This window comes from Streptantibioticus ferralitis, from assembly GCF_029223525.1.
GTDB lineage: Bacteria > Actinomycetota > Actinomycetes > Streptomycetales > Streptomycetaceae > Streptantibioticus_A > Streptantibioticus_A ferralitis.
In genome coordinates, this window is record NZ_JARHTQ010000008.1 from 116,647 (window position 1) to 138,821 (window position 22,175).

The window sequence follows — 22,175 nt, forward strand, 5'->3', positions numbered from 1 at the left end:
CGAGTTCCGGACCGGGCGGTGCGTGGCGGAGGCGCGCGGCCGGGCCCGCCTCGCGGGGCGGGTCGGCTTACGGCTGGTTCGAAACCACCCGCCAGCGCCGCGAGACGACTCGCCGCCGCGGCGGCAACAACCCCCGGCGCAAGGAAGGGGACCGGCGGTCAATCGACCACCGCGGCGGACCGCCCGTCCGGCGGATCGTCGTCGGCTTACGGCTGGTTCCAGACCACCGGTCACCGGATCCGGGGCGCCCTGGAGAGGACCACCCGGGCTAGCCGACCATCTCCTCGGTCAGGTTGGACTCCGTGCCGGGGATGCCCAGATCGGCGGCGCGCTTGTCGGCCATCGCGAGCAGCCGCCGGATGCGGCCGGCCACGGCGTCCTTGGTCAGCGGCGGGTCGGCCAGCGAACCCAGCTCCTCGAGCGACGCCTGCTTGTGGTCCATCCGCAGCCGCCCGGCCGCCGCCAGGTGCTCGGGCACCTCGTCGCCGAGGATCTCCAGCGCCCGCTGGACACGGGCGCCCGCGGCGACCGCGGCACGGGCGGAGCGGCGCAGGTTGGCGTCGTCGAAGTTGGCCAGCCGGTTGGCGGTGGCCCGCACCTCGCGGCGCATCCGGCGCTCTTCCCAGGCCAGTACCGACTCATGCGCCCCAAGCCGGGTCAGCAGCGCGCCGATCGCGTCACCATCGCGTACCACCACGCGGTCCACGCCGCGTACCTCGCGGGCCTTGGAGGGGATGCCGAGCCTGCGGGCCGCGCCGACCAGAGCGAGCGCCGCCTCCGGCCCCGGGCAGGTCACCTCCAGGGAGGACGAGCGGCCCGGCTCGGTCAGCGAACCGTGCGCCAGGAAGGCGCCGCGCCAGGCGGCCTCGGCGTCACAGGTGGCCCCGGACACGACCTGCGGCGGCAGCCCGCGGATCGGGCGGCCCCGTCCGTCCACCAGCCCGGTCTGCCGGGCCAACTGGTCACCCCCGGCGACCACCCGCACCACATAGCGGCTGCCCCTGCGCAGCCCGCCGGGAGCCATCACCACCAGGTCGGAGGGGTGGCCGAAGATCTCCAGGATGTCCTTGCGCAGGCGCCGGGCCGCGATACCGGTGTCCAGCTCCGCCTCGATCACGATGCGGCCGCTGACGAGGTGGAGCCCGCCCGCGAACCGCAGGATCGACGACACCTCCGCCTTGCGGCAGCAGGTACGGGTGACGGGGAGCCGGGAGATCTCGTCCTTCACCGCTGCCGTCATCGCCATGGGCCGATCCTTCCATGCATCCGAAAAATCCGGTCATACGCGGCGGCCAGCTGCTCGGGGTCGTGTCGCGGCCCGTCAGGGGCGGCGACCGCGGCCAGCTCGACCGTGCCGCCCAAGCGCGCGGCGGCCTGGTCGAGGCTCTCGCGGTCGGGTACGGCGGCCTCGTCGGCCAGCACCACGTCGATGGTGAGTTTAGGGGCGTGTCGGGCCAAAACCTCCAAGTGACGCTGCGGAGAAAAGCCTTCGGTTTCTCCGGGCTGCGGTGCGAGGTTGAGGGTGAGCACCCGGCGGGCGCGGGTCTGCATCAGCGCCTCGGCCAGCTCCGGCACCAGAAGGTGCGGTATGACCGAGGAGAACCACGAGCCCGGGCCGAGCACCACCCAGTCCGCGTCCAGCACGGCCTGTACGGCCTCCGGAACCGCCGGGGGGTCCGTCGGGACCACCTGTACCTCCTGCACCTCGCCCGGGGTGAGTGCGACCGTCGCCTGGCCGCGCACCGTGCTGGTGACATCGGGGTGCGCCGGGTCATGTCCGCGGACGGTCGCCTGAAGCTCCAGCGGCACTGCGGACATCGGCAGCACCCGGCCGTGCGCGCCCAGCAGCCGACCCACCCACTCCAGGGCGGCCACCGGATCGCCCAGCTGCTCCCACAGGGCGACGATCAGCAGATTGCCGACCGCGTGCCCGTGCATCTCACCCTTACTGGTGAACCGGTGCTGGATGACCTGTGACCAGGTACGCCCCCACTCGTCGTCCCCGCACAGTGCCGCGAGCGCCTTGCGCAGGTCTCCGGGGGGCAGCACGCCCAGCTCGTCGCGGAGCCTGCCGCTGGAGCCGCCGTCGTCGGCGACGGTGACCACGGCGGTCAGGTCCTGGGTGATACGGCGCAGCGCGGCGAGCGAGGCGGACAGACCGTGGCCGCCGCCGAGCGCCACCACCTTGGGGGTGGCGCCGGAGCGGCGGGTGGTGCGGCGCAGCCGTCTCGCGGTCCTGGATGTGATCACTCGCGCCCCATGTCGCGATGGACCACGACGGTCTCCACGCCGTCCGAGGACAGCCGTCGGGCAAGGCGCTCCGACATGGCGACGCTGCGGTGCTTGCCCCCGGTGCAACCCACCGCGATGGTCACATAGCGCTTGCCCTCGCGCCGGTATCCGGCGGCGATGATGTGCAGCAGCTCCGCGTAGCGGTCCAGGAACTCCTTGGCACCCGGCTGGTTGAAGACGTACGTGGCCACCTCGTCGTTGAGACCGGTGAACGGACGCAGCTCGGGAACCCAGTGCGGGTTGGGCAGGAAGCGGCAGTCCACCACAAGGTCGGCGTCGACCGGCAGCCCGTACTTGAAGCCGAACGACATCACGGTGGCCCGCAGCTCCGGCTCCTCCTCACCGGCGAACTGGGCGTCCATCTTGGCACGCAGTTCGTGCACGTTGAGGCTGGAGGTGTCGATGACCAGATCGGCCTCGCCGCGCAGCTCGCGCAGCAGGTCACGCTCCTGGGCGATGCCGTCGACGATCCGGCCGTCGCCCTGCAGCGGATGCGGGCGGCGGACCGACTCGAAACGGCGCACCAGTGCTTCGTCGGACGCCTCGAGGAACAGCACCCGGCGCTTGACGCTCTTGGTGTCCAGGTCGGCGAGCGACTCGCGCAGATTGTCGAAGAAGCGACGGCCACGCACGTCCACGACCACCGCGATCCGGGCCACGTTGCCCTGGGACCGGGCGCCCAGGTCGACCATGGTGGGGATCAGCGCGGGCGGCAGGTTGTCGACGACGAACCAGCCGAGGTCCTCCAGGCACTTGGCCGCGGTGCTGCGGCCCGCTCCGGACATGCCCGAGATGATCACCAGTTCGGGGATGGCCTCGGCAGCTTCGCCCGCTCCGCCCGTCGTCACCTGTGCTCCGTACGTGTCGTGGTCATCGGTGTGATTTACCTGGTTCATCTTTCCTGCCCCCGTTCCTCCCCCAGCTCCGCCGGGGGGACCCGCTGGGCGGTCCCCTGTCCGGCCGCCACCTCGTCTTCCATGATCTCTCCTGTGGCGGTGTTGACAGCGGGAACAGCGGGTGAAGCCTGGGCGAGCGTCGCGGCCACAGCTTCCGCCGTCTTGCGGCCTATGCCCGGTACCTCGCAGATCTGGTCAATGGTCGCCGAGCGCAGCCGTTTCAGCGAGCCGAAGTGTTTCAGCAGCGCCTGCTTGCGGCTCTCCCCGAGTCCGGCGACGGCGTCGAGGGCACCGGTCTTCATCGCCTTGCCGCGCTTGCTGCGCTGGTACCTGATGGCGAAACGGTGCGCCTCGTCACGTGCCCGCTGGAGCAGATACAGGCCCTCGCTGGTGCGCGGCAGGATCACCGGATCGTCCTCGCCCGGCAGCCAGACCTCCTCCAGGCGCTTGGCAAGGCCGCAGACCGCGACATCCTCGATGCCGAGCTCGTCCAGGGCCCGCTTCGCCGCCGCGACCTGCGGCTGGCCGCCGTCCACCACGAGCAGCTGCGGCGGGTAGGCGAACTTGCGGGGCCGACCCGTGTCGGGGTCGATCGGGCCGCCGACCGGTTCGTCCGAACCGTCGTGGGCATCCGCGGCGTCCTGCTCCTGCCACTCCCCCGCCTTCTGCATCTCCCGCAGATAGCGGCGGAAGCGCCGGGAGACCACCTCGTGCATGGACCGTACGTCGTCCTGCCCCTGGAACGTCTTGATCTGGAAGCGGCGGTACTCACTCTTACGAGCGAGCCCGTCCTCGAAGACGACCATGGACGCCACGACGTCGTCGCCGTGCAGATGCGAGATGTCGAAGCACTCGATGCGCAGCGGCGCCGAGTCGAGGTCCAGCGCCTCGGCGATCTCCTCCAGGGCGCGCGAACGGGTGGTCAGGTCGGAGGCGCGCTTGGTCTTGTGCAGCGCGAGCGCCTGCTGGGCGTTGCGCTGGACCGTGGCCATCAGGTCCTTCTTGTCGCCGCGTTGCGGTATGCGCAGGCTGACGTGGGATCCCCGGCGTTCGGTGAGCCACTGCGAGACCGGCTCGACGGGCTCTGGCAGCGCCGGGACCAGCACCTCCTTGGGCACCGCGTCGCCGCTCTCCTCACCGTAGAGCTGCTGGAGCGCGTGCTCGACGAGCCCCGCGGTGTCGACCGCCTCGACCTTGTCGGTGATCCAGCCGCGCTGGCCGCGTACCCGTCCGCCGCGTACGTGGAAGATCTGGACGGCGGCTTCGAGCTCGTCCTCGGCGACCGCGATCACATCGGCGTCGGTGGCGTCGGCGAGGACGACCGCGTTCTTCTCCATCGCTCGCTTGAGCGCCTCGATGTCATCGCGCAGCCGGGCCGCCTTCTCGTACTCCATCTCGGCCGCCGCGTCCTGCATCCGCCGCTCCAGGCGACGCAGATAGGCACCGGTGCGCCCGGCCATGAAGTCGCAGAACTCCTCGGCCAGTTCACGGTGCTCCTCGGCGCTGACCCGGCCGACACAGGGCGCGGAGCACTTGCCGATGTAGCCGAGCAGACAGGGGCGGCCGATCTGCTGCGAGCGCTTGAACACCCCAGCGGAGCAGGTGCGTACGGGGAAGACCCGCAGCAGCAGGTCGACGGTCTCCCGGATCGCCCAGGCATGCGCGTACGGACCGAAATAGCGCACGCCCTTGCGTTTGGGACCGCGCATCACCTGAACACGCGGGAATTCCTCGCCCATCGTGACGGCGAGCGACGGATAGCTCTTGTCGTCGCGGTACTTGACGTTGAACCGCGGATCGAACTCCTTGATCCACGAGTACTCCAGCTGCAGGGCCTCGACCTCGGTGGTGACCACGGTCCACTCCACGGAGGCGGCCGTGGTCACCATGGTCCGCGTGCGCGGGTGCAGGCCCGCGAGGTCCTGGAAGTACGAGGAAAGCCGCTGCCGCAGGCTCTTGGCCTTCCCGACGTAGATCACGCGGCCGTGCTCGTCCCGGAACTTGTACACCCCGGGGGAATCGGGGATCTGCCCCGGCTTCGGGCGGTAGCTGGAGGGGTCGGCCATGAGATCAACCCTACTGGCGACCGCCGACAATCCCGGCCCCGGCGGCGCGTGGGGGCGCCGCCGGGGCCGGGGTGCGGGGGTCGTACGTCGTCAGGCGGCGCGAGACCGGTGCCACCGGCGGACGCCCAGGGCGCCGGCCCCGGCGAGCAGCACACCCGCGACGGCGGCCATACCGGCCGTCGCCGCCGACGAGCCGGTGGAAGCCGCCCGTTCACGGACTGCCTCACGGCCCGCCGCCGTTGGCGCGGCCTGCCCGCCGTAGCCACCTGCCTTGCCCGCGCGGTCATACGCGGAACCGGGCAGCTTGTCGCCGTACTCGCGGTGCACCAGCTTCTGGTAGTCGGCAAGGGTGACGCCGTGGTTGCCCACGGCGCGCCGTGCCTCGGTGTCGAGCGGCCGGACCCGGCCGGAGCGCAGCACATACCACGCGTCGATCTGCGGCTCGCGGAACACGGTCCCGTCGCCGTGCGCCATGGCAACGTGATCGGTCTCGTCACCGCCGGTGGCGATGTTCACGACCTGCCAGCCGGACGCGGTGTGCACCGTCCAGAGGGAGGCGACCTGGCCGTCCGCGGAGACCGCCTTGCTGGCGAGGAAGTCCGGGTCGGCCACCGGGGCGCCCTTGCGTCCGGCGACGAATCCAGGATCGAGGGTGAACACGGTGACCGTCGGTCCCGTCAGGTGCGGCTCGGCGGCCGCCGGGTGCTTGCCGTCGCGGTTGAAGAAACGCGAGAGGGTGGCCAGCGTGGCCGGGGCGGACGCCGCCGCGCGCGCCTGGGCGGTCTGGGCGGCGGTGAACGGGGTCGGGACGGACGGGGAGTCGGCATGCGCACCGGAGGCGGCGCCGAGGGTGAGCGCGGTGGCCGCCAGCAGGCCCGCGGCGGACGCACGGATCGGGATCATGTCGGTCACGCTCCGATCCGGTAGAGCGAGTGGGTCCACGTGAACGAGTCATTGCTCACGTAGTAGTGGTAATCCGCCCAGTTGTAGCGGTCGTTGGACGGCCAGGGGTCGCCCCAGTACACCCAGTTGTTCGAGGGGTCGTAGCCGTACAGCACGTGCATGTGGCCGCCACCGGAACTCCACTCGATACGGGTCTCGATGGGGCGGCCGGCGTTGATTTCGCTCTGCACGGTGCTGTAGCCCAGATAGCCGCTCACATACGAACCGGAGTTGATGCCCATCCAGTTCAGGGCGTTCTGCACGTCGTCCAGCGCCGCCTGCCAGTTGCCGCACTGGGAGCCCTGCGGCTCGTTGAAGGCGGCGTCGCAGAACTGGTTCTGGGTGTAGTCGCGACCGAACCACGTGGCGATGGTGTTGCCGCTCGCGGCCCAGCACCAGTTGGACCGCTGCTGCGCCTGCATGGTGATGTCGAGCTGCTTCGAACCGTTGTCCGCACTGGCGCCAGGGGCCGTGGCGACGCCTGCGGTCAGCGCGGCGACAAGCGCCAGGGCCGCGGCCGCGAGGCGTCTGCGGCCTCGACCGCGCAGCCGGAGGTGGGGGGTTTTGAACATGGCGTTCCTCGCTGTCAGGGCTGATGGAGGAGCGCGTCCGGACGCTGCGACAGAGCATCAGGCAGTTGTCGGGGTCAGGTCAACGAGGTTATCCACAGGGGTGGCTGGGATGTGAACGCGAGCCGTACTTTGTGAACACCACCACCGATACCAGCAGTTACCCGCGACGCGGGATGTCGTCCTCATGCGTCCGGGAGTAAACGTTCACATCGCGCCAGTGCGGCCAATTGGCTGTCGGCGCAACGGAATTGACAGACGCGGGAAGGAACCATGGCAGCACAGGAAGGCTTACAACAAGAGAATCCAAAGGGCAATGCGGAGCGGCTGGGATCACGCCGGCCCACACGTCACACCAGCCGTCTGGAGGCCGAGTTGGCCGAGGCGCTGCGCACCGGGCCGTTCCCCGTCGCGCTGCGGGCCGCGCTCGCCGCCCGGGGGCTGGCCCTCAACCGAGTCCAACACCGGCTCGCGCAGCGCGGCGTACGGGTCGGGGTGACCAGCCTCAGCTACTGGCAGCGGGGCGTCCGGCGGCCGGACCGCCCCGAGTCGCTGCGCGCCGTCACAGCGCTGGAGGAGGTACTGGAGCTGCCCGCACACGCTTTGACCCGGCTGCTGGGACCGCGCACTGCCGAGCAGCCGGTCGCCCGCCCGTATCGCACCGTGCTGGAGTCCGCCTCGGCGCTCGAAGGCCTGCTGGCGGGCCTGGAGGCCCCGGCGGACGGCGGGCTGCACACCGTCGTCCACTACGAGCAGGTGCGCATCGGCGCCCATCGCGAGCTGCTGAACCGCGATTCGCACCATGTGGTGCGCGCCCACCGCGACGGTGTCGACCGCTACCTCGCCATCCACCAGGGCGACCCGGACTGCGACGTGGAGCGAATACGGGTCGCGGCAGTCGAGAACTGCCGCGTGGGACGGGTGCGGCGGCACGCCGACTCGGGGGTGATCGTCGCCGAGCTGCTCTTCGACGGCCGTCTGCGGTCCGGGGACACCGCGGTACTCGGGTACCGCTTCGAGGACGGCACGGGGTCGCTCTCGGACGAGTACGTTCGGGGGTTCACCTACGGGGGCGGCGGCTATGTGCTGCAGATCGCCTTCGACCGCGGTGCGCTGCCGGTCCGCTGCCGCCGCTTCACCCGGGCGTCGGCGGGGGCGCCCCGCACGGGGCTCGTTGAGCTGACGCTCAACGGCCATGGGACGGCGCATTTGGTTGAGCGGGAGGTGCGGGCGGGGGTGCTTGGCATTACGTGGGACTGGGATTAGCCCTTCCCCCGTTGCCGGGATCGTGATGGGTGCCGTTGCGCGCTGTGGGTTCGTGGGGCGGGGTCGGGGGCGGAGGGGTGGGGAAACCCCAAGCAAACCACCGCAAGCGAACCCCAAAGGGGGCCAGCGGACGAAAGAAAAAGGGAGAAGGAAAAAGGGAAAAGGGAAAGAGGAAGAGAAAGGGGAGGGGAAATTAACACCTTACCCCGTGATGATCTTGCCGCCCTGTATCCGTACCGGCACCTCCGCGAGGGGTGCCCCCGCTGGGCCCTGTTCAACCGCACCGGTCAAGGCGTTAAAGCGGCTGCCATGGCACGGGCAGGAGATCACCGCGCCCTCGACGTTGTCCACCACGCACCCCGCATGCGTGCAGACCGCGCTGAACCCCTTGTACGTCCCCTTCGACGGCTGAGCGACGACAACCTTGTCGTCGCGAAACAGCTTGGCCCCGCCGACCGGAATCTGATCAGCCGCCCCCAGATCGGTCGGCGAGCTCGGCGTCGCCGAAGACGTGCCGCCGCCGCCGCAAGCCGTAAGGCCAATACCGGCCACTCCGGCTAGGGCTGCTCCCTGGAGCAGGGTGCGGCGGCAGGTGGGCTGTTCAGTCATGGTGAAGCTCTCCGCGCTCGGTACCAGGGCGCGCGCGACAACGCGCGTCCGTACTCGCTGACGGGCGGGACCAGCCACGTCAGCGAGTCGTACCCTACGCCCCGCTCGGATGAGCTACCGGATCAGCCCTTACCGGTGCTACCGCCAGTCCGCTTGCGCGGCGCGGGCACCTTCTTGGCCGTGGCCACGGCGCGCCCGGCCGTCTTCTTGGGGGCGGCGGCGGTCTTGGCGGTGCTCGCGCGCTTGGTGGTCTTCGCGGCCTTGGCGGCGGGCGCCGTCGTCGCGGCCTTCCGCCTCGTGGCCGTGCCAGGCTGCGAGGCGCTCGCATCACTGACCCGGTCGCCCAGGATCTCCCTCAGGAACTTGCCGGTGTGGCTGGACGGAACACCCGCGACCTGCTCGGGGGTGCCCTCGGCGATCACCAGGCCGCCGCCGCTGCCGCCTTCGGGGCCCATGTCGACGACCCAGTCGGCGGTCTTGATCACATCGAGGTTGTGCTCGATGACGATGACCGAGTTGCCCTTCTCGACCAGCCCGGACAACACCCTGATGAGCTTGCTGATGTCCTCGAAGTGCAGACCGGTGGTGGGTTCGTCCAGTACGTAGACCGTGCGGCCGGTGGATCGCTTCTGCAGCTCGCTGGCGAGCTTGACCCGCTGCGCCTCGCCGCCGGAGAGCGTGGGTGCGCTCTGGCCGAGCCGAACGTATCCCAGACCCACATCGTTGAGCGTGCGCAGGTGCCGGGCGATGGCGGGCACGGCCTCGAAGAACTCCAGCGCCTCCTCGATCGGCATGTCCAGCACCTCGGCGATGGACTTGCCCTTGTAGTGCACCTCCAGCGTCTCGCGGTTGTAGCGAGCGCCATGGCAGACCTCGCACGGGACATAGACGTCCGGGAGGAAGTTCATCTCGATCTTGATGGTGCCGTCGCCCGAGCAGTTCTCGCAGCGGCCGCCCTTGACGTTGAAGGAGAAGCGTCCCGGCAGGTAGCCACGGACCTTGGCCTCCATCGTCTCCGCGAAGAGCCTGCGGACATGGTCGAAGACGCCGGTGTAGGTGGCCGGGTTGGAGCGCGGAGTGCGGCCGATCGGCGACTGGTCGACATGGACGACCTTGTCGACCAGGTGGTCACCGTCGACCCGGGTGTGCCGACCGGGCACCGCGCGGGCACCGTTCAGCTCGCGCGCCAGATGGGTGTACAGGATGTCGTTGACCAGCGTGGACTTGCCGGAACCGGAGACTCCGGTGACCGCCGTGAACACACCGAGCGGGAACGACACCGAGATGTCCCGCAGGTTGTTCTCCCGCGCGCCGTGAACCGTCAACTGCCGCTTGGGGTCTACCGGTCGACGGATCTCCGGCGTCGCGATCTCCCGCTTGCCGGACAGGTACTGGCCGGTCAGCGACTCCTTGTTGGTCAGCAGCTTGTCCAGCGATCCGGAGTGCACGACCTTGCCGCCGTGCTCGCCGGCGCCGGGACCGATGTCCACGACCCAGTCGGAGGTGCGGATGGTGTCCTCGTCGTGCTCGACCACGATGAGGGTGTTGCCCAGGTCGCGCAGCCGTACCAGGGTCTCGATCAGCCGGTGGTTGTCGCGCTGGTGCAGTCCGATCGACGGCTCGTCCAGCACGTACAGCACGCCCACCAGGCCGGAGCCGATCTGGGTGGCCAGCCGGATTCGCTGTGCCTCACCGCCGGAGAGGGTGCCGGCCGCACGGTTGAGCGAGAGGTAGTCCAGGCCGACGTCGACCAGGAACCGCAGCCGCTCGTTGACCTCCTTGAGCACCCGCTCGGCGATGGTCTTCTCACGCGCGGTGAGCTTGAGCGAGCGCAGGAACTCGGCGCAGTCGCTGATCGACATCCCCGAGACATCGGCGATCGACCGATCCGCGATGGTGACCGCCAGGACGATCGGCTTCAGCCGGGTGCCGTCGCAGGTGGGGCAGGGCACCTCGCGCATATAGCCCTCGAAACGCTCCCGGCTGGAGTCGGTCTCGGCTTCGGAGTGGCGCCGCCGGACGAACGGGATCACGCCCTCGAAGGACGTGGTGTAGGAACGCTCCCGGCCGTACCGGTTCTTGTAGCGCACCGCGATCTGGGTCTTGTGACCGTACAGCAGTGCCTTCTTGGCGCGCTGCGGCAGACCGGCCCAGGGGATGTCGGTACGGAAGCCGAGTTCGTCGGCGAGTGCGCCGACGAGCCGTGCGAAGTAGTCCCGGGTATGGCCGAGCGACCAGGGCGCGATCGCTCCGTCGTCGAGCGACTTCTCCTCGTCGGGGACGATCAGCTCCGGGTCGACCTCCATCCGGGTGCCGATGCCGGTGCAGTCCGGGCAGGCGCCGAACGGCGAGTTGAAGGAGAAGGAACGCGGTTCCAACTCCTCGAAGGACAGGTCGTCGTACGGGCAGTAGAGGTGCTCGGAGAACATCCGCTCGCGCTGCGGATCGTCTTCCGGCAGGTCGACGAAGTCCAGGATCACCATGCCGCCGGACAGGCCGAGCGCGGTCTCCACCGAGTCGGTCAGCCGCCGCTTGGCGCTCTCCTTGACGGTGAGGCGGTCGACGACCACCTCGATGGTGTGCTTCTCCTGCTTCTTGAGCTTGGGCGGGTCGGTGAGCTGGATCGTCACACCGTCTACCCTGGCCCGGCTGTATCCCTTGCTCTGCAGGTCGGCGAAGAGGTCGACGTACTCCCCCTTGCGCTCCCTGACCAGCGGCGAGAGGACCTGGAAGCGGCTGCCCTCCTCCAGCTCCAGCACCCGGTCGACGATCGCCTGCGGGGACTGCCGGGAGATCGGACGGCCGCACTCCGGGCAGTGCGGCTTGCCGATGCGGGCGAACAGCAGTCGCAGGTAGTCGTAGACCTCGGTGATGGTGCCCACGGTCGAGCGCGGGTTGCGCGAGGTGGACTTCTGGTCGATCGAGACAGCCGGGGAGAGCCCCTCGATGAAGTCCACGTCGGGTTTGTCCATCTGCCCCAGGAACTGCCTCGCGTAGGAGGAGAGCGACTCGACGTAGCGGCGCTGTCCCTCGGCGAAGATCGTGTCGAACGCCAGGGAGGACTTACCGGATCCGGAGAGTCCGGTGAAGACGATGAGCGAGTCCCGGGGAAGGTCCAGTGAGACGTTCTTGAGGTTGTGCTCGCGAGCGCCGCGGACAGTGAGTCGATCGGCCACGCCGGTCCGTACCTTTCGTAGAAACGGAGGGGCAGCACCCCCCGATCAGCGTAGCCGGGGCGCCATCCGTTCTTCCTGTCGAATGCTTCGAGTCTGTCATCTACGTGCTTCCACCGAGCCTATAGCACGCGCATTCGATTTACGGCCGCCGCATGCCATGTTCACCCGACCGAGTGAGCCGCGCTAGCGTCGTACGTGATCGGGACCGTTCCGCGCTGACCTTCCGCCGAAGATCGGCAGGGACGACGAAGATCGCCGAGCCAGAGAGCCGACGAGCAGGAGGCCTCCGTGTCCGTCCAACGACCTGATCCCGTCAGCGATGCGGCCGCCGTGCGCGAAGCCACACAGCAGCTGGTCGAGGCGGTTTCCGCGCTCGACCCCCCAGCGGTCGCCGAGCCCTCCCTCCTAGCGGGCTGGAGCCGCGGTCATGTACTGACCCACCTCGCCCGTAACGCCGACGCCATGGTCAACCTCCTCACCTGGGCACGCACCGGCGAGGAGACGCCGATGTACGTCAGCGACGAAGCGCGCGAGAAGGACATCGAGAACGGTGCGAGCCGGCCGCTGCCCGACCAACTGGACGATCTGCGGCAGAGCGCCGAGCGGTTCACCCAGGCCGTGGACGCGATGCCCCCGCAGGCCTGGGCGGCCCAGGTGCGCACCCGGCACGGCGGCGTCGTCCCGGCCGCCGAGCTCCCGGCGAAACGACTCGCCGAGATCCACCTGCACCATGTCGACCTCGGCATCGGCCGCAGCTGCGCCGATCTGCCCGCCGACTTCGCCGCCCGCGAACTCGCCGTGATCATCGACCGGCTGACCGGCCGCGAGGGCATCGCGGCGGTCCGCCTGCAGGACACCGAGACCGACGAGACCTGGGAGATCGGCGCGGCCGAGCACCCCGACCTCACCGTGAGCGGCACCACCCACGCCCTGCTCGCCTGGGTCAGCGGCCGCAGCGGCGGCGAGGAGCTGAGCCGCGAGCCTGGCCTGCCCCTGCCCACACTCCCACCGCTAGGGTGACGCCATGTCATACACCGGAGCAGTAAAGGTCGGCGGCCCGCCCGACGTGCACGAACTCACCGACCTCATAGTCTCCAAGGTCGCCGTGGGCCCGATGAACAACAACGCCTATCTGCTGCGCTGCCGCGCGACCGACGAGCAGTTGCTGATCGACGCCGCCGCCGAGCCGCACACCCTGTTGTCGATGTTCGGCGACAGCGGCATCTCGTCGGTGGTCACCACGCACCAGCACGCCGACCACTGGGGCGCGCTGCGCGAGGTCGTGGACGCCACCGGCGCCCGTACCTACGCGGGGCGCTACGACGCCGATGGCATCCCGGTGCCGACCGACGTCCTTGTCGAGGACGGTGACACAGTGCGCGTCGGGCAGGTCGAGCTCACCGCACGCCATCTGGTCGGGCACACCCCCGGCAGCATCGCCCTGGTCTACGACGATCCGCACGGCCACCCGCATGTCTTCACCGGCGACTGCCTGTTCCCCGGCGGTGTGGGCAACACCCACAACGATCCGGCGGCGTTCGCGCGTTTGATCGACGATGTCGAGACCAAGCTCTTCGGCGAACTCCCCGACGAGACCTGGGTCTACCCCGGCCACGGCGACGACACCACACTGGGCACGGAGCGCCCGCATCTGGCGGAGTGGCGCGCACGCGGCTGGTGATCCCGCCGCGCTCCGCGCCACCCCCGCCGCGGTGTCCTACTTGAACCAGTAGCGCACACCGCGGTGGTGCGAGCAGGTGCCCGAGAAGTGCGCGGAGTAGCTGAACGTGCCGTCCTTGCACTGCGCGGTGGCGCCGCGCGGGTGCCTGGCCCAGGGGGCGCAGACGCCGGTGGTGTGGTGCGCGCAGCGGGCCGCCGGGCGAGCGGTTGCCGCATGTGCTTCGCCCGCGGGTACGAGGAGGGCCGTCGCGACCAGGAGAGCCGCGGTGGCCCTCTTGACCTTCCGCGCCCTGTGGCGGGCGCCGCCGGGTACGGCGGTGGATATGGCGACGGGTCGCGGCACGGACTCGGACGGCAGGCTGGTGCGGCTCATGGGGTCCCCCTTCGGATGGTTCGATGGGGGCCCGATCCTCGCGCGGTGGGTGGCTGGGCCGCGGGCAAACGCATCACCTGTGATGGTTCGGTGATGAGGCTGCGACCGTGTTGTGGCTGATTGAAGATCGCCTTCCGTAACCAGCGCGCCCCGCCGCCCGCCCCATCGGGCTCGGTCAGCCGTTGCCGCGGCGGCCGGTGTTCCTGCGGACGCGTTCGGCCACCTCGCCGCCCTCGGTCTCCCACCAAGGACGGACCATCTCGGGCGCGGGTGCGGCAGCCGTCGGCAGCGGCGCGTCGGTGGCCGGGGCGGCCGCCGGAACGGGGACGGTGACCAGCTCACGGTCCAGCCGCGCGTCCAGTTCGGCGGTCTTGGCGCGTTCGGCGCGCCACCACTCCGCGAACACGGCGATGAGGAACGGCAGTCCGACCAGTTCGGCGATGGTCAGCATCAGCCCGCCGCCGATCTGCTGGTCCCGCTGCAGGCTGGGACCCCAGGTCCGGGGGTGGGTGGCGTACCAGTGGCCGGCCACCAGCGTGCCGCTGAGCATCACCACGATGCCGGGGACCGAGTCGAAGAGCCCGTCCAGGAACACCAGCACCGCCCGTACCGGATGGGTGCACCAGCGCGGCAGCATCTCCTGCCGGGTGAGCATCGGCAGCACGAACAGGCAGCCGGTGAGCAGCAGTTGCAGATGCATCAGCTGGCGCACGCCGCCGTTGCTCAGCGCTGTCTGGAAGTACGGCGTGAAGTAGATGGACAGTTCGGAGACCAGTACCAGCACCGAGCTGACGAACGGGAAGGTGAGCAGCCGGACCACCCGGCTGCCCATCACGGTGTCCAGCCGCCGTCGCGCCGGATCCGACAGCGCCCGCCCGGCCAGTGCCAGCGGGTCGCCGAGTGCGAGGCCGAGCGGCGCGATCAGGTCGAGCACGATGTTCTGCACCGCGGCGGGCCAGAACAGCACCCGGCTGTACACCGACAGGGCGGACATCGTGGCGAAGACGATCATGCCCAGGCCCAGTACCGCGAAGGTGAGCGTGCGGGCCACCGGCCATCGCTCGCCGCGCCCGCGCAGCCGCAGCACCGCCGTCGCGTACAGCGCGCAGAGCACCACGACGAACACGAGCGCCACCAGGTCCAGCTCCCAGCTGTCCAGGAAGCGGGAGCCCGTCAGTTCCGGCAGACCCTCCACCGCCAATGTGCGCACCGGTGTCCACCTGCCCTCTTGTCGGATGCCCTCATATCGGCTCGATTTGCCGCAACCACGTTAGACGCTCGGCGGTGCCGAACCGTACGCGGCCCTACCGCTGGGCGCCGGTGGCGGACTTCTTGGAGGCCAGCAGGCTGGTGGTGGTGGTCACCGCGAGGACGACGACGATGACGCCGAGCGAGACCGGGATGGAGATCTCGGGTACTGGTACGCCGGACTCGTGCAGGGCGTGCAGCACCAGCTTGACGCCGATGAAGCCGAGGATGACGGACAGCCCGTAGGACAGGTGCACCAGCCGCTGCAGCAGACCGCCGATGAGGAAGTACAGCTGGCGCAACCCCATCAGGGCGAAGGCGTTGGCGGTGAAGACGATGTAGGGGTCCTGGGTGAGGCCGAAGATGGCGGGGATGGAGTCGAGGGCGAACAGGACGTCGGTGCTGCCGATCGCCAGCATGACGATGAGCATCGGCGTCATCAGCCGCCTGCCGTGCTGGACGACGAAGAGCTTGGTGCCGTGGTACGTGTCGGTGGACGGCACCCGCTTCTCGATGGCCTTGAGGAGCTTGTTCTCCTCGTACTCCTCGTCGTGCTCATCCGCTCGGGCCTCCTGGATCAGCTTCCATGCGGTCCAGATGAGGAAGGCGCCGAAGATGAAGAAGACCCAGGAGAACGTCGAGATGATGGCGGCGCCCGCGGCGATGAAGGCCGCTCGCAGAACCAGCGCGATCAGAACACCGACGAGCAGCACGCGTTGCTGGTACATGCTCGGCACGGCGAACTTGGCCATGATCAGGACGAAGACGAAGAGGTTGTCGACGCTGAGCGACTTCTCGGTGATGAAGCCCGCGAAGAACTCTCCGGCCGGCTGTCCGCCCTTGAAGACCAGCAGGCCGATCCCGAAGAGTACGGCGAGCGCGATCCAGATGACCGTCCAGACCGCGGCTTCCTTGATCGAAACATCGTGCGGCTTACGGCCGCCGATGAAGAAGTCGACCGCGATCAGGACGCACAGCCCGAGGATGGTGGCAAGCCAGAGGGCGAGGGAGACGTCCATCCCGGAACAGTACAGGAATCACCAAGTACAGGTAAAACAAAAGCCAAATCCGCAGGTCGGCGTCGGCGTGTCGAGATCGGTCAGACCATCCCCGCCTCCTTCATCTGCCGAAGCTCCTTCTTCAGCTCCCCCACCTCGTCACGCAGCCGGGCCGCCACCTCGAACTGCAGGTCGGCGGCGGCGGTGTGCATCTGCTCGGTCAACTCGCCGATGAGGTCCGCGAGTTCTTCGGCGGGCAGGCTCTTGGCGGCACGCTTCTCGCCCGCCTTCGCCGACAGCCCGGGCACCGGGGCCTTGCCGCGCGAACGCTGCCGGCCGGATCCCAGCAGTTCCTCGGTGTCGGCGTCCTCGCGGGCGAAGGAGTCGAGGATGCCCGCGATCTTCTTCCGCAGCGGCTGCGGGTCGATGCCCTTCTCCTTGTTGTAGGCCATCTGCTTCTCGCGGCGGCGGTTGGTCTCCTCGATGGCCCGCTCCATACCGGGGGTGATCTTGTCCGCGTACATATGGACCTGGCCGGAGACGTTGCGCGCCGCGCGGCCGATGGTCTGGATCAGCGACGTGCCCGACCGCAGGAATCCCTCCTTGTCCGCGTCGAGGATCGCCACCAGCGACACCTCGGGAAGGTCCAGGCCCTCACGGAGCAGGTTGATACCGACCAGCACGTCGTACTCGCCCGCCCGCAGCTCACGCAGCAGCTCGACGCGGCGCAGGGTGTCGATGTCGCTGTGCAGGTACCGCACTTGGATACCCAGTTCGAGCATGTAGTCGGTGAGGTCCTCGGCCATCTTCTTGGTGAGCGTGGTGACCAGGACGCGCTCGTTCCGCTCCGCCCGCACCCGGATCTCGTGAACGAGGTCGTCGATCTGGCCCTCGGTCGGCTTGACGATGACCTCGGGGTCGACCAGACCCGTGGGGCGGATGATCTGCTCGACGACGCCGTCGGAGCGCGAGAGCTCGTAAGGCCCCGGGGTGGCCGACAGATAGACGGTCTGCCCGATCCGCCCCAGGAACTCCTCCCACTTCAGCGGCCGGTTGTCCAGCGCGGACGGCAGACGGAAGCCGTGGTCGATGAGGGTCCGCTTACGGGACGCGTCACCCTCGTACATCGCGCCGATCTGCGGCACGGTGACATGCGACTCATCGATGACCAGCAGGAAGTCCTCGGGGAAGTAGTCAAGGAGGGTGTTGGGCGCGGAGCCGGGGTCACGGCCGTCGATGTGCCGTGAGTAGTTCTCGATACCGGAGCAGGTGCCGATCTGCCGCATCATCTCGATGTCATACGTGGTGCGCATACGCAGCCGCTGGGCCTCCAGCAGCTTGCTCTGCTTCTCCATCGTCGCGAGCGTGGTCTCCAGCTCCTTCTCGATTCCGCCGATCGCCCGCTCCATGCGCTCCGGCCCCGCCACATAGTGCGTCGCGGGAAAGACGTAGAGCTCCTGGTCGTCGGTGATGACCTCACCGGTGAGCGGGTGCAGGGTGGAGAGCGCCTCGATCTCGTCGCCGAACATCTCGATACGCACGGCCAGTTCCTCGTAGACCGGGAAGATCTCGATCGTGTCGCCACGCACCCGGAAGGTGCCCCGGGTGAACGCCACGTCGTTGCGCGTGTACTGGATGTCGACGAAGCGGCGGAGCAACTGGTCACGGTCGGTCTCGTCGCCGACGCGCAGCCGCACCATCCGGTCCACGTACTCCTGCGGGGTGCCCAGGCCGTAGATGCAGGAGACCGAGGCGACCACGATCACATCGCGCCGGGTGAGCAGCGAGTTCGTGGCCGAGTGGCGCAGCCGCTCGACCTCCTCGTTGATCGAGGAGTCCTTCTCGATGTAGGTGTCCGTCTGCGGGACGTAGGCCTCTGGCTGGTAGTAGTCGTAGTAGGAGACGAAGTACTCGACCGCGTTGTTCGGCAGCAGCTCGCGGAACTCGTTGGCGAGCTGCGCGGCGAGCGTCTTGTTCGGCGCCATGACGAGGGTCGGCCGCTGCAGCTTCTCGATCATCCACGCGGTGGTCGCCGACTTGCCGGTGCCGGTGGCGCCGAGCAGCACGACATCCTTCTCCCCCGCGCGGATCCGCCGGTCCAGCTCGGCGATGGCCGCCGGCTGGTCCCCGTTGGGCTGGTAGGGGCTGACGACCTCGAAGGGCGCCACCTTGCGTTCGATATCAGATACGGGCCGCATGGAATCACCGTACGACCCGCCACTGACAATGGCCGGGCCAAGCCCATGCCTTGTGATGCTGGTGGGTCTGGAGTGACGAATGTGAATTCGGGCGGGCGGCTGTCGGTGCCCGGTCCTAGGCTGGCCGAGTGACGGAATCGAACCGGACCGTGAGCTGGTCCCTACAGGACACACCGATCGGGCCGCTGCTCCTCGCCGCGACGGAGGACGGCCTGGTCAACGTCGTCTTCCGGGCCGACGGGCGGACCGCGCGCGGCGCCGTGGCCCGGCTCGCCGCCCGCTTCGGCACCGAGCCGGTCCAGTCCGACACCCATCACCTGGCCCAGGCGATACGCGAGCTCGACGAGTACTTCGCCGGTACGCTGCGCGACTTCTCCATTCCCCTCGACTGGTCGCTGTCCACCGGCTTCAACCGCCGGGTGCTGCATGAGCTGACCGAAGGCGTCCCGTACGGCACGGTCGTCGGGTACCAGACGCTCGCCAACCGGGTGGGCGAGCCGGGAGCCGCCCGCGCGGTCGGAGTGGCGATGGGCTCCAACCCGCTTCCGGTGGTCGTGCCGTGCCACCGCGTCGTGGAGAGCGACGGCGGTATCGGCGGCTTCGGCGGCGGTCTGGAGATCAAGCGCACGTTGCTGGCGCTGGAAGGCGTACTGCCAGAGCCGCTGTTCTGATCGATTGTCAGTGGCAGGCCCTAGCGTTCCCGACCAGTGGGGGTGGGCCGCTGTGGCTCCCCGGAGAGGGGCTGGTCGTGTCGCGTACGCAGACGTATCTGGAGCTGTCCGAAACCGGCGGCGGAGCACACAAGTTCTACGAGGTGACGGTGGACGGCGTCACCGTCTCAGTGCGCTACGGACGCATCGGTGCCGCCGGGCAGGCGCAGACGTCCACGTTCCCGACGGTCGAGAAGGCGCAGGCAGCGGCGGCCAGGAAGATAGCCGAGAAGGTCCGCAAGGGATACGCGCCAGCCGTCCAGGGCCAGCGGGCAGCCCGCCCGGTGACCCGCCGCCAGGTGACGTCCGCGCCGTCCACGGCGCGTGCCGTGGCTCCCGTGCTGTGGCGGTTCCGCACCGGCGCCTCGGCGTTCGGCATCCACATCGGGGAGGACCGGTGCTGGGTGGGCAACCAGTCAGGTGACGTCTACACGTTGGGTCACGACGGCGAGGTGCTGGCCCGCTACCAGCTCCCGGACGGCGTCAAGTGCCTGGTCGCGGACGACTTCTGGATCTACGCGGGCTGCGACGACGGCGCCGTCTACGACCTGTCCGGCAAACTGCCCTTCGCCGCTTACGAGATCGCCTCGGATGTCGACATCTTCTGGCTGGACATCCACGAGGGCGTGCTCAACGTCGCTGACCGCAACGGCGGGTTGACGGTCATCGACCACGAGGACGAGTACCAGTGGTCGCGGAAGAGCTCCGGTGCCCACGCCTGGATGGTGCGGGCCGACGAGTCCGCGGTCTACCACGGGCACCAGCGCGGTGTGACCGCCTACGCGCCCGACGGCGGCGGGGAGCTGTGGCACACACCGACCACCGGCGCGGTGCTGTTCGGCTGGCAGGAGGACGAGTCGGTCTACGCGGGCACCGACCGCCATGTCGTACAGCGGCTGTCGAAGGCGACCGGCCAGGTACAGGCCAGGTACTCGTGCGACGCCGCGGTGTACTCGTGCGCCACCGCTCCCGGCGGGCGCCATGTCTTCGCGGGGGACTCGGCATCCTCCGTGTACTGCTTCGACCCGGACGGCAACCGGCTGTGGAAACTGGGCACCGGCGGCGGTTCGGCCCTGTCGATGCAGTACCTGGACGAGAAGCTCTACATGGTCACCACCGACGGCTCGCTCGTCTGCGTCGACGCCGGCGCCGGGGCGATCGCCGCCGCCCAGTCCGGCACGGTCCCGACCGCCGTGGACATCAAGTCGGCCGCCGCCCTGCCCACGTACACCCCGAGCACCACCGTGTCGACGGTTTCGGCCGCCGCCGGGGTGGGCGGCGGCGTCCTGGTCGAGTGCGTCCAGGACGGCGGACGGCTACGGGTGCACGTGGTCTCCGACGGCTACGACCCGGCCTGGAACGTGCAGTTCCCACGGCACATACGGCAAGCCGGAGCCCGCTATGTCGTCGACGCGGTCCACCCGTCCTCGGGCGGCTTCTACCGGGTCCGGGGGGACATCAGGCGGTTGGTGTGACCGCTGTCCGACGAGCGGCGCAAACGGGAGCGGGCCCGGGGGCGTAGCCTGCCCCCGAGCCCTGGAATGCCGCCGTCTTGGGCACGCCGGACCGGTTGAGAGCTCGGATCAGTCTTATGTCGTCGTGTTCTGCCTTTGAACTACCACGCATCGATCAGCTGCGCGGGCCGGACTTGAACCGGCATCCGACGACCAAGCCCGGCTCGGTCGGTTCGGCGATCGGCGGCGAATGCTGAGTCTGGAGCGAGAGTCTGAGATTGATCGCGATCCGGGTTCAGTGCCCGGACCGCGCCGTCACGACAAGCTTCAGATTCAGCTTGCGCTCCTCGCGCACCCCAACCGCACTCGGGCGGCCGGGGAGTTCACAACGGTATACGAGGCGCTACCCGAAGAGGTAGCCGAAGACCGCGTCGCCGACGTGCTGGTCGGTGACCTCGGTTCCGTTCGCCTCCTCGCGGGCGAACTTCACGGCCTGCTGCAGCTTCTCCACCCGGGCCAGCAGTTCGTTGACCCGCCGCGCGGGAAGTGCGCCGGAGAACTTCACGGTCGTCCAGTAGCCGACCGGCACGTCCTCGTAGTACACCTCGACCTGCGCGGGGTGCTTGTCGGTGGCCTCGGCCTTGACGTGGTTGCGCGGCACCTTCTTCGTACGCACCGTGCGGACCGGCTCGGTGCGCCACCAGTCGGTCGACGGGTCGAGGGACCAGGACTCGGCCCCGTCCAGCACCGGCAACTTGCGTACGAAGGCGCCCAGTTCGGCCAACTGCTTCTCCAGGAAGAGCAGATACGACACCGGGACCTCGCGCAGCAGAACACGGCCGTCGACCGTGATGTCGGCGCGCGCGGCGCAGTTCGCCCAGTCCTTGGTGGCGGTGACGTCAAACAGCCGGGTCAGCGTGGTAGCCGTGTCCCGGAGCACATCCTCGGCCTTGACCTGCACCCGGGTGGATTCCGGGGGCAGTTGCTCGCCTTCCTCGTCCTTCGGCTGGTAGGTGCGGGATATCCCGGCGAGCAGCGCGGGTTTGGACAGTCCGTGGTGAGCGGTGGTCAGGTCCTGGTGGGAGGTGGACTTGACGCCCTTCTCGACTGCGATGATCTGGTTGAGTTTCGCCACGGCATGGACGGTAGCAGCCGCGGCCGTTCCGCTTCGAATGGATATCCGTCCGATGATCGCGCAGGCCGCGCGCCCACCCAGGCTGCGGGGTCCCCGCCGCAGGTCCGGCGGCCGCTCAGCTCTCCTCGTCGAACCCGGCCGCGCCCTCGCCGTCGAACCCGGCCGCCTCGACGTACTCCGGCTTGGGGTCGAGCGCCGCGGCGAGGCGGAAGTGGCGTTTGGCCTCGTCGGCGCGGTTCGCCCGCTGCAGGGTGCGGGCCAGGGCGAAGTGTGCGAAGGCGTTGGCCGGTTCACGTTCCAGGACTATCTGGAACTCCAGCTCAGCGGCGCGCAGTTGGGCGGCCATGAAGAAGGCACGGGCGCGCATCAGGCGGGCCGAGGTGCTCTCCGGATGAACGGCGATCAGCGCGTCGAGCAGCTTCACCGCACCGCGGGGGTCGTTGGCAGCGAGTAGTTGTTCCGCGGCGCGGTAGTCGATGACGTTGGTCTCCGGGGTGCGCTCGGGCACGTCCGCCTCCTTCCAAGGGCGCGGTCTGTCTACGGCCGTCCACCGTCCCAGGAGT

Annotated in this window: 19 protein-coding genes; 5 read left to right on the plus strand and 14 right to left on the minus strand. The window is 69.2% G+C overall.

The features are described from left to right. Positions 1–268: 268 nt before the first annotated feature. The 6 genes from whiA to P2L57_RS14905 form a co-directional block, all read right to left on the minus strand. Positions 269–1,246 (minus strand): DNA-binding protein WhiA, encoded by a 978-nt coding sequence (whiA, locus tag P2L57_RS14880; protein ID WP_109450922.1) that lies wholly within the window; start codon positions 1,244–1,246, stop codon positions 269–271. Next, positions 1,237–2,250: a gluconeogenesis factor YvcK family protein gene (locus P2L57_RS14885; RefSeq protein WP_372515712.1), complete on the minus strand. Its 1,014-nt coding sequence runs from the start codon at positions 2,248–2,250 to the stop codon at positions 1,237–1,239. The genes whiA and P2L57_RS14885 overlap by 10 nt, the downstream gene beginning before the upstream one ends. Beyond that, complete coding sequence (gene rapZ / locus P2L57_RS14890; protein ID WP_275814118.1) at positions 2,247–3,188, minus strand: RNase adapter RapZ; 942 nt, start codon at positions 3,186–3,188, stop codon at positions 2,247–2,249. Before rapZ ends, P2L57_RS14885 begins: the two co-directional genes overlap by 4 nt. After that, positions 3,185–5,254, minus strand: a complete 2,070-nt coding sequence (uvrC, locus tag P2L57_RS14895) for an excinuclease ABC subunit UvrC (RefSeq protein ID WP_275814121.1) — start codon at positions 5,252–5,254, stop codon at positions 3,185–3,187. The genes rapZ and uvrC overlap by 4 nt, the downstream gene beginning before the upstream one ends. A 90-nt stretch (positions 5,255–5,344) precedes the next feature. After that, positions 5,345–6,157: a hypothetical protein gene (locus P2L57_RS14900; RefSeq protein ID WP_275814615.1), complete on the minus strand. Its 813-nt coding sequence runs from the start codon at positions 6,155–6,157 to the stop codon at positions 5,345–5,347. A 5-nt stretch (positions 6,158–6,162) separates the two neighbouring features. Beyond that, entirely contained in the window at positions 6,163–6,768 is a 606-nt protein-coding gene (locus P2L57_RS14905; protein ID WP_275814124.1) for a papain-like cysteine protease family protein, read from the minus strand. A gap of 270 nt (positions 6,769–7,038) precedes the next feature. Here P2L57_RS14905 and P2L57_RS14910 point away from each other — a divergent pair, with 270 nt between their 5' ends. Next, complete coding sequence (locus P2L57_RS14910; protein ID WP_275814127.1) at positions 7,039–8,031, plus strand: hypothetical protein; 993 nt, start codon at positions 7,039–7,041, stop codon at positions 8,029–8,031. 201 nt (positions 8,032–8,232) lie between these two features. Here P2L57_RS14910 and P2L57_RS14915 read toward each other — a convergent pair whose 3' ends face one another. Together P2L57_RS14915 and uvrA are read right to left on the minus strand one after the other, a co-directional pair. Beyond that, positions 8,233–8,640 carry a Rieske (2Fe-2S) protein gene (locus tag P2L57_RS14915; protein ID WP_275814130.1) on the minus strand — a complete coding sequence of 136 codons (408 nt, stop codon included), beginning with the start codon at positions 8,638–8,640 and terminating at the stop codon, positions 8,233–8,235. A 122-nt stretch (positions 8,641–8,762) separates the two neighbouring features. Next, complete coding sequence (uvrA, locus tag P2L57_RS14920; RefSeq protein ID WP_275814133.1) at positions 8,763–11,816, minus strand: excinuclease ABC subunit UvrA; 3,054 nt, start codon at positions 11,814–11,816, stop codon at positions 8,763–8,765. Positions 11,817–12,104: 288 nt separating this feature from the next. Between uvrA and P2L57_RS14925 the strand changes: the two genes are divergently transcribed. After that, on the plus strand, positions 12,105–12,836 hold the full coding sequence (locus P2L57_RS14925; protein WP_275814136.1) for a maleylpyruvate isomerase family mycothiol-dependent enzyme: 732 nt from the start codon (positions 12,105–12,107) through the stop codon (positions 12,834–12,836). A 4-nt stretch (positions 12,837–12,840) separates the two neighbouring features. Beyond that, entirely contained in the window at positions 12,841–13,497 is a 657-nt protein-coding gene (locus P2L57_RS14930) for an MBL fold metallo-hydrolase (protein WP_275814139.1), read from the plus strand. A 36-nt stretch (positions 13,498–13,533) separates the two neighbouring features. On the opposite strand, the gene P2L57_RS14935 is transcribed toward P2L57_RS14930, so the two are convergent. The 4 genes from P2L57_RS14935 to uvrB form a co-directional block, all read right to left on the minus strand. Further along, on the minus strand, positions 13,534–13,869 hold the full coding sequence (locus P2L57_RS14935; RefSeq protein ID WP_275814143.1) for a DUF3761 domain-containing protein: 336 nt from the start codon (positions 13,867–13,869) through the stop codon (positions 13,534–13,536). Between the two features lie 175 nt (positions 13,870–14,044). Further along, complete coding sequence (locus P2L57_RS14940) at positions 14,045–15,079, minus strand: cytochrome c oxidase assembly protein (RefSeq protein WP_275814146.1); 1,035 nt, start codon at positions 15,077–15,079, stop codon at positions 14,045–14,047. 94 nt (positions 15,080–15,173) lie between these two features. Next, entirely contained in the window at positions 15,174–16,136 is a 963-nt protein-coding gene (locus tag P2L57_RS14945; RefSeq protein WP_275814149.1) for a TerC family protein, read from the minus strand. Between the two features lie 80 nt (positions 16,137–16,216). Further along, a complete protein-coding gene (gene uvrB / locus P2L57_RS14950) occupies positions 16,217–18,313 on the minus strand; it encodes an excinuclease ABC subunit UvrB (RefSeq protein WP_275814152.1) in 2,097 nt (698 codons plus the stop codon). 128 nt (positions 18,314–18,441) lie between these two features. On the opposite strand from uvrB, the gene P2L57_RS14955 reads away from it, so the two are divergent. Together P2L57_RS14955 and P2L57_RS14960 are read left to right on the plus strand one after the other, a co-directional pair. Next, a complete protein-coding gene (locus P2L57_RS14955; RefSeq protein ID WP_275814156.1) occupies positions 18,442–18,984 on the plus strand; it encodes a methylated-DNA--[protein]-cysteine S-methyltransferase in 543 nt (180 codons plus the stop codon). Between the two features lie 77 nt (positions 18,985–19,061). Beyond that, positions 19,062–20,498 carry a WGR domain-containing protein gene (locus tag P2L57_RS14960; protein WP_275814159.1) on the plus strand — a complete coding sequence of 479 codons (1,437 nt, stop codon included), beginning with the start codon at positions 19,062–19,064 and terminating at the stop codon, positions 20,496–20,498. Positions 20,499–20,880: 382 nt separating this feature from the next. Here the strand turns inward: P2L57_RS14960 and P2L57_RS14965 are convergent, their stop codons facing one another. Then, positions 20,881–21,612 (minus strand): DUF7873 family protein, encoded by a 732-nt coding sequence (locus tag P2L57_RS14965; protein WP_275814162.1) that lies wholly within the window; start codon positions 21,610–21,612, stop codon positions 20,881–20,883. A 115-nt stretch (positions 21,613–21,727) separates the two neighbouring features. Further along, the gene (locus P2L57_RS14970; RefSeq protein WP_275814164.1) at positions 21,728–22,120 is read right to left on the minus strand and encodes a tetratricopeptide repeat protein; all 393 of its coding nucleotides are present in this window, start codon (positions 22,118–22,120) and stop codon (positions 21,728–21,730) included. Positions 22,121–22,175 lie beyond the last annotated feature (55 nt).

Coding starts and splice junctions, on each gene's coding strand:
- P2L57_RS14915 (WP_275814130.1), bottom strand. CDS start 8,640: ATGACTGAACAGCCCACCTGCCGCCGCACCCTGCTCCAGGGAGCAGCC.
- rapZ (WP_275814118.1), bottom strand. CDS start 3,188: ATGAACCAGGTAAATCACACCGATGACCACGACACGTACGGAGCACAG.
- whiA (WP_109450922.1), bottom strand. CDS start 1,246: ATGGCGATGACGGCAGCGGTGAAGGACGAGATCTCCCGGCTCCCCGTC.
- P2L57_RS14945 (WP_275814149.1), bottom strand. CDS start 16,136: ATGGACGTCTCCCTCGCCCTCTGGCTTGCCACCATCCTCGGGCTGTGC.
- P2L57_RS14935 (WP_275814143.1), bottom strand. CDS start 13,869: ATGAGCCGCACCAGCCTGCCGTCCGAGTCCGTGCCGCGACCCGTCGCC.
- uvrC (WP_275814121.1), bottom strand. CDS start 5,254: ATGGCCGACCCCTCCAGCTACCGCCCGAAGCCGGGGCAGATCCCCGAT.
- P2L57_RS14905 (WP_275814124.1), bottom strand. CDS start 6,768: ATGTTCAAAACCCCCCACCTCCGGCTGCGCGGTCGAGGCCGCAGACGC.
- P2L57_RS14930 (WP_275814139.1), top strand. CDS start 12,841: ATGTCATACACCGGAGCAGTAAAGGTCGGCGGCCCGCCCGACGTGCAC.
- uvrB (WP_275814152.1), bottom strand. CDS start 18,313: ATGCGGCCCGTATCTGATATCGAACGCAAGGTGGCGCCCTTCGAGGTC.
- P2L57_RS14910 (WP_275814127.1), top strand. CDS start 7,039: ATGGCAGCACAGGAAGGCTTACAACAAGAGAATCCAAAGGGCAATGCG.
- P2L57_RS14900 (WP_275814615.1), bottom strand. CDS start 6,157: ATGATCCCGATCCGTGCGTCCGCCGCGGGCCTGCTGGCGGCCACCGCG.